At 28.3% G+C, this 15,564-nt stretch carries 11 protein-coding genes and 1 tRNA gene; 3 read left to right on the top strand and 9 right to left on the bottom strand.

Annotated elements, in window-relative coordinates; all coding sequences use genetic code 11:
- Positions 1-8: 8 nt before the first annotated feature.
- The 4 genes from ACN6I1_RS02185 to polA are packed head-to-tail and all read right to left on the bottom strand — an operon-like array spanning position 9 to position 5,517.
- Positions 9-1,733, bottom strand: coding sequence for an ABC transporter substrate-binding protein (locus ACN6I1_RS02185; RefSeq protein WP_419742575.1), 1,725 nt, complete (start codon positions 1,731-1,733; stop codon positions 9-11).
- Entirely contained in the window at positions 1,720-2,289 is a 570-nt protein-coding gene (locus ACN6I1_RS02180; protein ID WP_220797163.1) for a lytic transglycosylase domain-containing protein, read from the bottom strand. The genes ACN6I1_RS02185 and ACN6I1_RS02180 overlap by 14 nt, the downstream gene beginning before the upstream one ends.
- Positions 2,282-2,884, bottom strand: coding sequence for a dephospho-CoA kinase (gene coaE / locus ACN6I1_RS02175; RefSeq protein WP_419742574.1), 603 nt, complete (start codon positions 2,882-2,884; stop codon positions 2,282-2,284). Before coaE ends, ACN6I1_RS02180 begins: the two co-directional genes overlap by 8 nt.
- A gap of 8 nt (positions 2,885-2,892) precedes the next feature.
- Positions 2,893-5,517, bottom strand: coding sequence for a DNA polymerase I (gene polA / locus ACN6I1_RS02170; protein ID WP_419742573.1), 2,625 nt, complete (start codon positions 5,515-5,517; stop codon positions 2,893-2,895).
- A 138-nt stretch (positions 5,518-5,655) separates the two neighbouring features.
- On the opposite strand from polA, the gene ACN6I1_RS02165 reads away from it, so the two are divergent.
- Positions 5,656-5,742, top strand: a tRNA-Leu gene (locus tag ACN6I1_RS02165).
- A 199-nt stretch (positions 5,743-5,941) separates the two neighbouring features.
- Here the strand turns inward: ACN6I1_RS02165 and nifJ are convergent.
- Positions 5,942-9,472: a pyruvate:ferredoxin (flavodoxin) oxidoreductase gene (gene nifJ, locus ACN6I1_RS02160; RefSeq protein ID WP_419742572.1), complete on the bottom strand. Its 3,531-nt coding sequence runs from the start codon at positions 9,470-9,472 to the stop codon at positions 5,942-5,944.
- A gap of 138 nt (positions 9,473-9,610) precedes the next feature.
- Positions 9,611-10,333, bottom strand: a complete 723-nt coding sequence (locus tag ACN6I1_RS02155; RefSeq protein ID WP_419742571.1) for a hypothetical protein — start codon at positions 10,331-10,333, stop codon at positions 9,611-9,613.
- Between the two features lie 189 nt (positions 10,334-10,522).
- Between ACN6I1_RS02155 and ACN6I1_RS02150 the strand changes: the two genes are divergently transcribed.
- Entirely contained in the window at positions 10,523-11,443 is a 921-nt protein-coding gene (locus ACN6I1_RS02150; RefSeq protein WP_419742570.1) for a selenium metabolism-associated LysR family transcriptional regulator, read from the top strand.
- Between the two features lie 22 nt (positions 11,444-11,465).
- Here ACN6I1_RS02150 and ACN6I1_RS02145 read toward each other — a convergent pair whose 3' ends face one another.
- From ACN6I1_RS02145 to ACN6I1_RS02135, 3 genes are all read right to left on the bottom strand, one after another.
- The gene (locus tag ACN6I1_RS02145; protein WP_021428658.1) at positions 11,466-12,860 is read right to left on the bottom strand and encodes an aminopeptidase; all 1,395 of its coding nucleotides are present in this window, start codon (positions 12,858-12,860) and stop codon (positions 11,466-11,468) included.
- A gap of 78 nt (positions 12,861-12,938) precedes the next feature.
- Positions 12,939-13,157, bottom strand: coding sequence for a DUF896 domain-containing protein (locus ACN6I1_RS02140; protein WP_021428585.1), 219 nt, complete (start codon positions 13,155-13,157; stop codon positions 12,939-12,941).
- 11 nt (positions 13,158-13,168) lie between these two features.
- On the bottom strand, positions 13,169-14,593 hold the full coding sequence (locus ACN6I1_RS02135) for a PLP-dependent aminotransferase family protein (RefSeq protein WP_053831356.1): 1,425 nt from the start codon (positions 14,591-14,593) through the stop codon (positions 13,169-13,171).
- 116 nt (positions 14,594-14,709) lie between these two features.
- Here ACN6I1_RS02135 and ACN6I1_RS02130 point away from each other — a divergent pair, with 116 nt between their 5' ends.
- Positions 14,710-15,522 carry a histidinol-phosphatase HisJ family protein gene (locus ACN6I1_RS02130; RefSeq protein WP_419742569.1) on the top strand — a complete coding sequence of 271 codons (813 nt, stop codon included), beginning with the start codon at positions 14,710-14,712 and terminating at the stop codon, positions 15,520-15,522.
- Positions 15,523-15,564: the final 42 nt, after the last annotated feature.

Here is a 15,564-nt window from a genome sequence, read left to right as displayed (position 1 = left end):
CCTATATATTATTCTTTAAAACCTAGGTTGTATATACCTTCATATATATCAAAGTCATTAGGTTTTAAATTTCCTGTTATTCTTTTATTTGTTACTAAATAATCATCAGTTATACCTAAGCTTACAAATGCTACATTGTCATTAACGTATTTTTGAATAGATTTATATATACTTTTCGTATCATCTACACTCTTAGAACTTTTTAATGAATTTAGATAATTTGTTAATTTTTCATTAGTGTATCCACTGTAGTTTATTATATCTGTAGCGTCTGGCACTGATGATAATTCCCATCCAACTAATGCTAAATCATATTCCTTTTTATCTAATGCTTGAGCTAATGCATCACCTTCAAGTTCTTCTACAGTAGATTTTATTCCCATCTCATTTAAGTTTTCTCTTATTAAGTGGGCAGCTTTAACTCTTTCACTATTTTCTTTATTTACAACTATTTTTAAATTTAAATTCTTAATAGCTTCTTTTAATTTCTCACTTTTTTCTTTTTCTTCTCTTGCGTTCTTAGCTTCTTTTGATTCTTTTGATTCTTTATTCGCTTCATTTTCTTTTTTATCAGTTTCTTCTTTTTTGTTAACTTCTTCTTTCTTGCTGTTCTCTTCTTTTTTAGAAGCATCATCTTTACCTGTAGCATTAGAATTAACTTTATCTATGTCTATTTTTCCTAAGCTTTCTTTAGCTTTTTCAACATTATATCCTATTGGTTTTATACTTGAATCATAATATTTAGACTTAGAATGTAATGGGAAATTAACATCTGATACATTTCCTAAATAAGCCTCTGATAGAATTTTCTTTTTATCTATACCATATGAAATTGCTTTTCTAAAATTGATATCATTCATTATAGGATTGCTATAATTAAATATCATATATTCATATCCTCTTCCTTCATAATTAGTAATTTTAAATTCATCTTCTTGGAATTCACTTAAATCACTAATTCCAACCTTAGTTATATCACTTGATAAAGCTAAAGTCATAGAAACTTGAGCTGCCTCGTCTGGTACAATCATTACATTAATCTCTTTTTTTGCATCTTTTATTTTCTCTTTATCATAGTAATCTTCATTAAGCGTTAATACCATATTAGATTTTTTATTAAATTTAGATATTTTATATGCTCCACTTCCAACCATGTTATTTTTATAATCTTTTGACTCTGCTGCATTTAATCCACTTAATTCTGATTTACTAACTATAGGAAATATTAAATTATCTATAGAAAATGCATACGGTTGAGTAAAGTGTATAGTTAAATTTTTATTATCTGTAGAAGTTACTGATGATATATTTTCAACTAAAGATTTATACGAACTATTTTCTGATCTCTTTATTGAGTCTATTGTGAACTCCACATCATCAGATGTAACAGGCTTACCATTATGCCAGTTAACATCTTTTAATTTTATATTTATACTTCTACCGTCGGATGCCATAGAGTATTCCTCTACTAATTGTGGAACGGCATTATAGTTACTATCTATTGTAAATAAGCTATCATACACTAAATCTAAAATATATCCAACAGATTGATTATTATTATTTATAGGATTTATTGTTTCAGGATTTACCATAGATAAATGTATATATTCTAAATTATTATTTTCACTTACATTTTGCTTTTCATTTTTGTCTTTGTTACTATCACCTTTGCCACACCCAGAAACAGCAAGCATAATGGTCATAATAACCGTCACTACTTTAATTCTTTTCATTAGCTTCTTCCTCTCCATACAATGACTTGTAAATAATATAGTTTTCTTTAACTTTGCCTAAGTAATTTTTAGTTTCATTAAATGGTATTTCATGTAATTTATTACCATCTTTACTATAAGCTTCATCATTTAACCATTTATTCACATTCCCTGATCCTCCATTATAAGCAGCTATAACTAAATCTAAATCATCAAATTCCTTATATAACTTACTCAAATACCAACAACCTATTTTTATATTAGTTTCAGGATCAAATATATCAATTTTTCCTAACTTCAGCTCATCTTGTGCCCATTTTTGAGTTATATCACTTATTTGCATCAATCCTTTGGCCTTTTTATTGGATATAGCGTTTTTGTTAAATTTGCTTTCTACTTTCATTATACTATATACTAAATTTTCATCTATTGAAAACTCTTTAGAATATGTCTCTACATATTCCTCGTATAATCTCGGATGTAATAATTTTAACACCAATTTTTGTCTTATTGATATTACTCCTAAAACTAACAACATAAAGATTATAAATATAGTTATATATCTTTTTTTATTCACACCATTTCTCCTTTATATGTGTTATTAGTTTACTTGCATCATAGATTAGCCTCTCTCTATCCCCTGAATTATCAATTATATAATCTCCAAATTTAATTTTTTCAGATTGACTCATTTGTGAATTTATACGACTTATAGCTTCATTCTTTGTAATATTGTCTCTGTTAATTATTCTTTCTAGTTGAATATTTTCATTACATGTAATAACAACTAACTTATCTACCAAATCTAAAAAGTTTCCTTCTATTAGTAAAGCTGCATCAACTATCGCAATATCTTTATTATTTGATTTTATATTATTTATTTTTTTTATTATCTCTTTTTTTATAGCTGGATGAGTCAGTGAGTTTAATTTAATTAACTTTTTATCATCATTAAAAACTATTTCACCAAGTTTTTTTCTATCCAGAGTTCCATCGTTTCTTTTTATATTATCACCAAAAGTATCAAATACCTCTTTTAGTAAATCACTGTCATTCATAATTTCTCTAGATATTAAATCCGCATCAATTATATCAAAATAGTTTTCTTCTAAAATTTTTGACAAACTACTTTTTCCACAGCCTATATTTCCTGTTAGTCCAATTACCAACATCTTATCACCTACTTTGTTTCATACCAAGAATCTCCGGTATTTAAATCTACATCTAAATTAACATCCATAGATACAGCATGTTCCATTTCATCTTTTACAATCTTAGATACTTCTTCTAATTCCTCTTCAATGCATTCAATTATAAGTTCATCGTGAACTTGAAGAACTAATTTGGATTTCAAATCTCTTTCTTCTAATTTTTTATACACATTAACCATAGCTATTTTTATTATGTCAGCGGCACTTCCTTGTATCGGCGCATTCATAGCCAATCTTTTTCCTAAATTTTTAAGTATTGTATTAGAAGATTTTATTTCCGGTATATATCTTCTTCTATTTAAAATAGTTTTTACGTATCCATCTTCTTTTGCTTCTTCAATTGTACTATCCATATAAGATTTTATATCTTCATAAGTATTTAAGTAACTATCAATATAGATTTTTGCTTCCTTAACTGGTATATGTAAATTTTTAGCTAATCCAAAATCACTTATACCATATACTATACCAAAGTTTACTGCTTTTGCGGCACTTCTTTGCTCACTTGTTACATCATTTATATCAATACCAAATACTTGTGATGCAGTTTTAGTATGAATATCTACGTTATGGTTAAATGCATCTATCATATGCTCATCTTGACTCATATGTGCTAGAACTCTTAATTCGATTTGTGAGTAGTCTGCATCTACTAATTTAAAGCCTTTATCTGCTATAAATACTTTTCTTATATTTCTACCTAATTCTAACCTTACAGGTATGTTTTGTAAGTTAGGATCTGTAGATGAAATCCTTCCAGTTGTTGTTATTGTTTGATTAAATGATGAATGGATTCTGTGACTTATAGGATTTATTATATTTATAAGCCCGTCTACATAAGTAGATTTTAACTTTACAATTTGTCTATATTCAGTTATCTTGTCTATAATTTCATGCTTGTCACTTAAGTGTTCTAATACTTCAGCATTAGTTGAATATCCTGTTTTAGTCTTTTTAATAACAGGAAGTTCTAATTTTTCAAATAAAATAACACCTAACTGTTTTGGAGAATTAATGTTAAATTCTTCTCCTGCAAGATTGTATATGTCTTTTTCTAGTTTATCTATAGATATTTTAAATTCTTCACCTAATTCTGTTAATTTATCTTTATCTACCATAACACCTTCATACTCCATATATCCTAGCACTTCTACTAAAGGCATTTCTACATGGTAAAACAGACCATCCATATCCATATTAACTAATTTTTCTTCCATTTTAGGGGTTACTTTTCCAACTAAGTAAACAATACTTCCAATTGTATTGTCTAGTTCTTCTTTTTCTAGATCTTCATATTTTTTTGCTTTAACGCCTTTCCCTAACAATTCTTCAGATGATTTTATTTTTTGTCCAAAATAGTTCATCGCAATTGAATCATATGTATAGTTAGAGCTGCTAGAGTCTATTAAATACTCTGCTATAGCTATATCAAAGTAAATATTACTTAAAGATATTCCATAAGGTCTTAGAGCTATATAATCTTCTTTTACGTTATATCCATAAACTCTTAAATCTTCATCTACTAATAGTTCCTTTATTTCATCTATTTGACTTTCATCAGCCCAAAATAATTCTTCTCCATCAACACTCAAATAAATTTGCATTATGTTTTTTTCTAGAATATTTCCGCTTTTAGAAATAGTTTTTAATATTAGCTTTTTACTATTTTTTGCTTTGTTTATAAATTCTTTAACGTCTTCAAGTTTATTTACTATTACTTTTAATTCTTCTGCGTTTGAATCCAACCTAGCTATTAAGCTGTTGAAATCAAGTTCATTAAATACCTCTATTAATTTTGACTTATCATAATTTCCAAACTCAAGTTTTTCTAAATCAAAATCAATTGGAACATCTCTAATTATTGTAGCTAACCTTTTACTCATTATAGCAAGCTCTTTATTTTCTTCGATTTTTTTCCTAGGACTTCCTTTTACTGAATCAATATTTTCTATTATATTTTCAATACTTCCGAATTCTTTTATAAGTTTAATACCTGTAACCTCTCCAATTCCAGGTACTCCAGGTATATTATCTGACTTATCTCCCATAAGCCCTTTTAAATCTATAAATTGAGTAGGTGTCATTCCATACTTTTCCTCAACTTCATTGAAATCATATTCTTCAACTTCTCCTACTCCTTTTTTAGTTATAAGCGTAGTTGTAGTCTTTGAAGCTAATTGAATTGCATCTTTGTCTCCTGTGACTATATAAACTTTATATCCATCTTGCTCTGCTTTTAAAGATACAGTACCTATTATGTCATCAGCTTCATATCCTTCAATTTCTAAACGATTTATATTAAATGCATCTAATAAATTTTTTAACGGTTCTAACTGTTGTTTTAATTCATCTGGCATTTTTTTTCTTCCAGCTTTATATTCCTTATACTCTAAATGTCTAAAAGTCGGAGCTTTTTTATCAAATGCAACACTAATATGTGTAGGTTTATATGTATCTATCAACTTAAATAGCATATTTGTGAAACCAAATATTGCATTTGTATGTAGCCCTTTTTTATTAGTTAAATCAGGCAATGCATAAAATGCCCTATTAACAATTGAATTTCCATCTATTATAATTAACGTTTTTTCCAAATTTATCACTCCTAATTATTTATCCTCTCTATTATTGCCAATTCGTATTATATTTAATATTACCATATTATTGAATGTATATTAAGGCTAAATATATTGCAAAACGTTTTTATTACTGTTATAATAGAATTGTAACGAGCCGGTTTGCTGGAATCGGCAGACGGGGCGGACTCAAAATCCGTTGGTAGTGATACCGTGTGGGTTCAAGTCCCACAACCGGCACCAATAAGTTTTTAGAAGGGCTTCAACTATTTTGTTGAAGCTCTTTTATTTTTTCAAATAAAAAATCACTTACATAATGTAAGTGATTTTTAAGGGAAAGTATGTTGATAGTTTCTTTTTTTATTATTATATTATTATAAATCCTAAAGCTTAAAATAACCTTAAATAAATTCTATAAATTAAATTTAATATTATTTTTTAATTACATTTGTTGTGATAATAACTTATATATTTCATATCTTTCTTTTGCATTTTCTTCTGTCATATCAAACAACTCTTGAGCTATATCTGGGAATTGTTTAGCTATAGCTGAATATCTAACTTGTCCCATTAAGAAATCTCTAAAGCTTTCTGTTGGTTCTTTAGAATCTAATGTAAACGGATTTTTACCTTCATCCTTTAATTGTGGATTAAATCTATATAAATGCCAGTATCCACATTTAACAGCTTGTTCTTCATTTGCAATAGTTCTGCCCATACCTTCTTTTAATCCATGAGATATACATGGTGCATAGCAGATTATAAGTGATGGTCCATTGTAATTTTCAGCTTCTATTATAGCTTTTACTAATTGATTTTTATCTGCACCTAATGAAACTTGTGCTACATAAACATTACCATATGTCATTGCCATTCTACCTAAATCTTTTTTCTTTGTTCTCTTACCTGCTGCTGCAAATTTAGCCATTGCTGCAACTGGAGTTGATTTTGAAGCTTGTCCTCCAGTATTTGAATAAATTTCTGTATCAAATACTAAAACATTAACATCTTCACCTGATGCTAGAACATGATCTAATCCACCATATCCGATATCATATGCCCATCCATCTCCTCCAAGTATCCATTGAGATCTTTTTACAAGGTAGTCTTCTAATTCTTTTATTTGATTTATTAAGCAAGAAACTTTTTCATCTGATCCTTTAATATTACTTATAGCTTTTTTTACGCCTTCTGATGCACAAGCTGATTCTAATCCATCATTTTTACTTTCTAACCAATAGTTAAATGCTTTTTTACTTTCTTCATCAATATTCATTCCAACTAGTTCTGTCATTAAATTTTCTATTCTATTTCTTATTTGTTTAACTCCTAAATACATCCCATATCCAAATTCAGCATTGTCTTCAAATAAAGAGTTTGCCCAAGCCGGACCTTTACCTTCATGGTTTATAGTATATGGAGTAGATGGAGCTGATCCTCCCCAAATAGATGAACATCCTGTTGCATTTGCTATCATCATTCTATCTCCAAATAGTTGAGTTACTAACTTGATATATGGAGTTTCTCCACAACCTGCACATGCTCCAGAGAATTCTATAAGTGGTTGTCTAAATTGACTTCCCTTAACGCTATTTGGACTCATTATATCCCCTTTATCAGAAACTTGTGATACTGCAAAATCCCAATTTGGTATTTCTGATTCAGTTTGAGACTCAAGAGGTTTCATAACTAATGCTTTTTCTTTAGCCGGACATATATCTGCACAGTTTCCACATCCAGTACAATCCATAGTATCGACTTGCATTCTATATTGTAATCCTTCAAATCCTTTACCTATAGCTTTTTTCGTTCCAAAACTATTAGGCGCTTTGTTACTTTCTTCTTCATTTAATAAAAATGGTCTTATAGTTGCATGTGGACAAACATAAGCACATTGATTACATTGAATACAATTTTCTAATATCCATTCAGGTACATTTATTCCTACTCCACGTTTTTCATATGCTGCTGTACCATTAGGGAATGTTCCATCTTCTATTCCGTTAAATGCACTTACTGGTAAATTATCACCTTCTTGTGCATTCATTGGTCTTAATATATTTGTTATAAATTCTGGCTCATTTCTATCTTCAACACTATCTTTAGCAGTTTTCCAATCTTGTGGTATATCTATTTTTACTATTGAATTCATACCTTTTTCAACTGCTTCATAGTTCATATTTACTATTTTTTCACCTTTTTTACCATATGCTTTTTTAATAGAATCTTTTAAATGATTTATAGCATCTTGTTCTGGTATTATTTTTGCTAATTTGAAAAATGCAGATTGCATTATCATATTTATTCTATTTCCAAGACCTATTTCTTGCGCAATTTTTGTTGCATTAACAGTATAGAATTCTATATCGTTTTCAGCTATATAATTTTTAATTCTAGCTGGTAAATGATTTTCTAATTCTTCTTTACCCCATATACAGTTAAGTACAAATACTCCACCTTTTTTAAGCCCTTTTAATAAATCATATTCTGTTACATAAGATTGGTTATGACAAGCAATATAATCAGCTTCATCTATAAGATAAGTAGATTTTATAGGAGTTTTACCAAATCTTAAGTGAGACATTGTTATACCACCAGATTTTTTAGAATCATATGCAAAATATGCTTGAGCAAACATGTCAGTATTATTACCTATTATCTTTATAGCTTGTTTGTTAGCTCCAACTGTACCATCTGATCCTAATCCCCAGAACTTACATCTTATAGTTCCTTCTTGTCTTATTTTAAAGTTTCTATCTACATCTATAGATTTATTAGTTACATCATCTACTATACCTACTGTAAATTGATTTTTAGGATTACTAGATTTTAAATTGTCATATACAGATTTTATATCTGCTGGAGTTGTATCCTTAGATCCAAGTCCATATATTCCCCCTATTATCATAGGTGTTTTTTCATTTTCATAAAATGCTGATTTCACATCTAAGTATAATGGTTCTCCTATAGATCCGGGTTCTTTAGTTCTATCTAAAACACAAATTCTTTCTACACTTGATGGTATTACATCCATAAAGTGTTTTATAGAAAACGGTCTATATAAATGAACTTTTACTAATCCATATTTTTCACCTTGTCCATTTAAATAAGTTATAGTTTCTTCTATAGTTTCAGTCACTGAACCCATTGCAACTATTATGTGTTTTGCATCTTCTGGCCCAAAGTAATCAAATAAACCATGGTTTCTACCAGTAAGTTTATTCATTTCATTCATATACTCTTCAACTATAGGTACGATATTTTCATAATATTTGTTAGAAGCTTCTCTAGTTTGGAAATATATATCTGGATTTTGAGCCGTACCTCTTGTCACTGGATGATTTGGAGATAATGCTCTTTCTCTAAATTCTTGTAGTGCTTTTTGATCTATTAGTTTTGCATAGTCTTCATAATCTAAAACTTCTATTTTTTGTATTTCATGTGATGTTCTAAATCCATCAAAGAAATGTATAACCGGAAGTCTTCCTTTTATAGCAGCTAAATGAGCAACTGGAGCTATGTCTGCAACTTCTTGAACAGAACTTGATGCCAATAATATACATCCAGTTTGTCTTGCTGCCATAACATCTTGATGGTCTCCAAATATAGATAAAGCCTGAGATGCAATAGCTCTCGCACTTACATGAAATACTCCAGGAAGCAATTCTCCTGATACCTTATACATGTTAGGAATCATAAGCAGTAATCCTTGAGATGCTGTAAATGTTGTTGTTAGCGCTCCAGACTGTAGTGATCCATGAAATGCTCCTGCTGCTCCTGCTTCTGACTGCATCTCTACAACACTAACTTTTTGTCCAAATATATTTTTTCTTCCTTGTGCAGCCCACTCATCTACAACCTCAGCCATTGTTGATGATGGAGTTATAGGGAATATAGCTGCAACATCTGTAAATGCATACGCAACATGTGCCGCTGCAGTATTTCCATCTATAGTAATTATTTGTTTACTCATAAATTAAGCCTCCTATATATACTTACATTATGTAATTTAGTTTTATACTCACTAATTTATTATTTACATTATTTTGTTATATATACTATAAGTAAGCAAACAAAATACTCTCTATATTTAAAATATAGAGAGTATTTTTTAATTTGACATATTTATTAATTCTTTTATCAATGAAGCATCTGAAACCTGTGTTATATCTAAAATTTTTCCCTTATCTTCAGTTACTGATACAACGAAAACTGTATTATTATTTTTACTTTGTAAAATATAATAATTTATAATTTTTTCTTTGTTCTTACTATATGCAACCGCATTTGGCATATCTAAGCTAGTATCTCTAACTAACTCTTCAATATTTTTACCTATATAAGATTTTATTGATTTTAAATCAACTTTACTAGAATCAATAAATGCTTGATCATTATAAAAATCAACTATTACGTTAGCCGATTTTGCATTTTGAGGTAAATCTTCGAATCCAGAAGACAATCCAACAAATTCATCGCTTTCTACGTTAACAACCTTGTCTTTGCTTATATCTACATATAAAGCACTACTTTCATACCCTTCTTTTGGATATACCATTTCAATATTTAGATTTTTTAAAATTCCTTCTTTATCTAAATGTTCAAACTCCCCATATTTTTCTGTATTTATATAATATGTCGTCATATATGGATCTCCCATAGTATCCATAACATATTCATAATTTTTCCCCATAACTTCACTAACATCATTTTGAATTTTAGTTATATTTTTTTGTTGCGTAGCTTTGTCTACTTTTTTTCCACTTTTCATACTGCATCCTGAGAACATTAGTATGACTATTAGCATGATGCTAATTAGCAAACTTTTTTTCATACACTAATCCTCCTAAATTTACTTATACCTAATTATATATTATTTATTTACATTAAATAACCTAAAAAGTTATATTGTAATATTTTTGTAAGACTTATTCCGTATATTGACATTTAATTTTTATTTTATCCTAGATACTTTTTTGTGTGTTATAATATGTAAGGACATATTTAGGGGGAGGATATTTTTATGGACTTAAAACAACTTGAAGTTTTTGTAGCTGTAGCTAAATATAATAGCTTTTCTAAAGCTGCTAAAGAGCTTTTTCTTACACAACCTACAGTTAGTGCCCATATTCAAAATCTTGAAAAAAGCCTTGATACAGTACTAGTTAATAGAAATAATAAAGTAATTACACTTACAAAGGCAGGCGAAATATTATATGAACACGCTATTTATATTTTAAATAATTGCAAAAAAGCTGTTTATGATATAAAGGAATATAGCGGAAAGATAGAAGGGGTCATAGATCTTGCATGTAGTTCTATACCTGAAACATATATACTTCCTGACTTTTTAAAAAGTTTTTATACTAATTATCCAAATGTTAAATTTAGTATAAGTCGTTATGATTCTCAAGATGCTATATTAGAAATTTTAAATGAACGTATAAGTTTTGGATTTGTAGGTTCTAAGGTAAACAATAAACAAATTGAATATATAGATTTAATAGATGATGAGCTAGTTTTAATTGCTCCTAAAAATTTAATTATAGAAAATGAAAATGGTTTTATTGATATAGAAAAACTTTATAATTTAAATTTTATAATGAGAAAAGACGGTTCTGGGACTCAAAGTATCGTGATTAATAAGTTAAAATCAAACAAAATACCGCTTAACAGCTTAGATACAATTGCTTACGTTGAATCTAATGAATCAATAAAAGAAATGGTTAAGTTAGGACTTGGGGTTTCATTTGTATCTTACACTTCAATTATTGAAGATATAAACTCAAATAAGTTAAACTTCTATAAAATTAAAAATATGAGTTTTGATAGAAAATTTTATTTTATATACTCTAAGAAAAAAGCTTTTACTCCTCTTGAGTATAAATTCTTAGATGGAGTATGTGACTATTTTAATTTAGAACATATAAAAAAAGATAAGTGATTAATCACTTATCTTTTTTATATTAAGCTTCTATTTCATAGAAAGCCTTATATCCTTTATACATTTCATATATATCTGCTTTAGATACTATCTCATATGGAGCATGCATATTTAATACACCAACTCCACAGTCTATTACTTCTGCACCATATTCAGCTAATATGTAAGCAATAGTTCCACCGCCACCTTGGTCAACTTTACCAAGTTCTGATATTTGCCAAACAACATTAGCTTTATCAAATATTCTTCTTACTTCTGAAGCAAACTCAGCGTTAGCATCATTGCATCCACCTTTACCTCTTGCTCCTGTGTATTTAGTTAAAGCTAAACCATGTCCCATAAAACATGCATTTCTCTTATCTAAAACATCTGGGTATGTTGGGTCAAATCCAGCTGAAACATCAGCTGATAAAACTTTTGAATTTGCCATAGCTCTTCTTACTTTAAGATCACAATAATCTCCTTGTAAGTTTATAAGTTCAGCTACTGCATTTTCAAAGAATTTAGATTGCATTCCTGTATTTCCTTGAGATCCAACTTCTTCTTTATCTACACATAATGCTACTGCAGTATATTTTGGATTTTCAATATCAAATATAGATTTTACAGCTGCATATGAACAAACTCTATCATCATGACCATAAGCTAGAACCATTCCTTTATCAAATCCTAAATGTCTAGCTTTACCAGCTGGAACAATTTCTATCTCAGCTGTTAAGAAATCTTTTTGAGTCATGTTATATTTTTCATTTAATAATTTAAGTACATTAGCTTCAACTGCATCTTTCTCTTCACCTTCTAATGGCATATGCCCTACTAAAAGATTTAAGCCTTCACCAGTTACTCCATCAGCTAATTTTTTTTGCATTTGATCTCCTGCTAAATGTATTAATAGATCTGTTATGCAAAATACTGGATCATTATCATCTTCACCTATACATATATCAACTTTAGTTCCATCTTGTAGTATAACTACACCATGTATTGCAAGTGGTAATGCTGTCCATTGATATTTTTTTATTCCACCATAATAGTGAGTTTTGAAAAGAGCTAAATTTCCATCTTCATATAATGGATTTGGTTTTAAATCTAATCTTGGAGAATCTATATGTCCCCCAACAATTCTCATTCCTTTTTGTAATTCTTCTTGTCCAATTACAAATAAAGCAACGCCTTTATCTTTATTTTCTGCATATACTTTAGTACCTGCAGTTAAACATCCTGATGACATCGCATCGTTTATTGATATAAAACCATGTTCTTTAGCTTGTCTTATTATCTCTCTTGCTGAAGTTCTTTCTGTTTTCCCAGCATCTAGGAACTTCATGTATTCATTTGAGTAATTCATCACAGCATCAAGTTCTTTGTTTTCTTTAATTTGTTCCCATGCATTTTTAAATTCATGTCTTAAATTCATACTTAATACTCCCTTTCTTTATTAAAATACCCTCGTGATAATTATAGCACACTTGCATTTGTCAAATGTTAAATTTTTCTAGTTCTTTTTGTTTTTCATTGCTTCTTCATATTCCTCTGGTGAAACGACTTTTATATTTTCTAATCTTGATCTAAAATGACCTCTAAAATGTTCTAAATATTCTTTTCTTAATCCTTCTCTTTCTTTATGTTCATCTTCAGTTAAACCTTCACCTTTATGCTTTTTTGCTAATTCATTTATTCTGTTTAATTTCTTTTTATCAAATTCGTTATTCATATTATTCACTCCTAAAAAAATAATTTATTTTCTTTAAATTCTTCTGTATTTTTGTAGCATTTTAAAAATTCATCTATATTATCCGATATTATATCTATTCCCTTTTGTATTTCATCTAAGCTTGTTTGTGCAATATTTATTCTAAAAAATCTATCGTCTATAGATGTGTCAAAGAAGTGCCCACCTGATAAAATAGCTACTCCTTTTTTTCTTAAGAATTTACTAAATGCTTTTGCTGAGTATCCTCTTGGTAATTCCAGAAAGAAATTTATCCCTCCTGTAGGTACTTTTATTTTAAGTTTATTAGCTAATTTACTTTGTATAAGTTCTAGTGCTAATTTAAATTTTTCATAATAAGCATCCTCTACATTTTTTATGTAGTTGTTCCAGTTGAAGTTTTCCATATAATAATACATAGACCTTTGAATTATACCTGATGTTGATATATCTGAGGAATATTTTGCCCATAGTATTTTATTTAAAATTTCATTAGGCATTTCAACTAATCCTATTCTAATCCCTGGCATAAGTAATTTAGAGAAACTTTTTATATAAATTACCCTTCCCTTATCATCATAACTTCTAAGAGGATAATGTTCTGTTGATTCAAATTTCAAATCGCTCATAAAATCGTCCTCTAATATATAAAAATCATATTTTTCAGCTAATTCAATCAACTTTTTCTTTTTATATTCTGAATAAGAGATTCCAGTTGGATTTTGATAATTAGGCATTGTATAAAGTATCTTAGGTCTTATTTTTTCAAGTTTTAGCTTAAGTATACCTATATCTATTCCATCTTCTAACATCGGTATACTTATAATTTTTGACCCTCTATTTTTAAATACCTCAAGTGCTCCTCTGTAAGTTGGTTCTTCAACAAATACTAAATCTGAATAATTTATTAAACCTTTACAAACTATATCTATACCTTGTTGAGCTCCAGATATAATTTGTATATTATCTTTATTAGTATTTATATTTAGAGTTTTTAAGTATTCTACGAGTTTAGACCTTAACTTTATAAACCCTAATCCATCATCATATTCAAACATTGAATTTCCTTCTTTTTCAAGAGCTATATTTATGGATTTTTTAAACTCTTCTACTGGAAACATATCTATTGAAGGATTCCCATTGTCAAATCTAATTATTCCTTCCATAGGTGTGTTTTCATCACTATTTGCTTTTACTCTAGTATCTGACACAAATGTTCCACTACCAATAATTTTATATACATATCCTTCTTTTTCTAATAATTCATATGCCTTTACTATTGTAGTGTTATTAACATTTAATAGCTTTGCTATAGATCTTATAGGTGGAAGCTTTTTATTTACTTCTATTTCATTATTTATAATCATTGTTTTTATATGATTATAAATTTGTAAATACTTTGGACTATTATCTTCTATTACTAACTTATATTTATCCATTTAATCACCACTTCAAAATGATATTGTTGTACATGTGTTTATTGATGCCTATAACTATATTTGATATTATTATGTATATATAATACCAAAATTTATAAAAAAAGGGGATACTAATTATGTACTACGATTATCATATGCATTCAAACTTTTCCGGAGATAGTCAAACACCTATGGAAGATATGGTCAAAAAATCTATTGATTTAGGCTTAAAAGAAATCTGTTTTACTGATCATGTTGACTACGACATAATAAGTGATGTTCCATTTGAAACAGACTATATATCTTACTTAAAAAGTATTGATAATCTTAAAGATAAATTTAAAAATCAAATTTCTATAAAAAAAGGAATTGAAATGGGAGTTCAACCTCATATCATAGAAAAATGCTCAAATGATATAAAAAGCTATCCATTCGATTTTGTTATTTGTTCAATGCATGCAATAGATAAGATTGATTTGTACAATGGAACTTTCTTTAATGATAAATCTCAACACGAAGCTTACGAAAAGTATTATGAACTTTTATATTATATAGTTAAAAATTATAAAGATTATTCTGTTTTAGGACATCTTGATTTAATTAAGAGATATGGAGATTACAATGAAGAACTTGATGATAAACTTTTTTCTGATATATTAGAATCAATTTTAAAAGAAGTTGTTCACAGTGGAAAAGGTATAGAAATAAACACGTCATGTTTTAGATACGGGCTAAAAGACTTAACACCTTCAAACTATATACTAAAAATGTATAAAGAACTTGGCGGGGAGATAATAACTACTGGTTCCGATTCTCATATACCATCTCAAGTAGCTTATAAGTTTGACTATATATATACTAGACTTGATGAACTTGGATTTAAATACGTAACAACTTTTGATAAAATGAAGCCTCAATTTATAAGTATAAAAAATATTTTAAACAAATAAAAAATTCACTTTAACTATCAAACATAAAAAATAACTCTATCT

The sequence above is a fragment of the Paraclostridium dentum genome, assembly GCF_048568265.1.
Classification (GTDB): Bacteria; Bacillota; Clostridia; order Peptostreptococcales; family Peptostreptococcaceae; genus Paraclostridium; species Paraclostridium dentum.
This window is presented reverse-complemented; position numbering and strand designations above follow the sequence as displayed.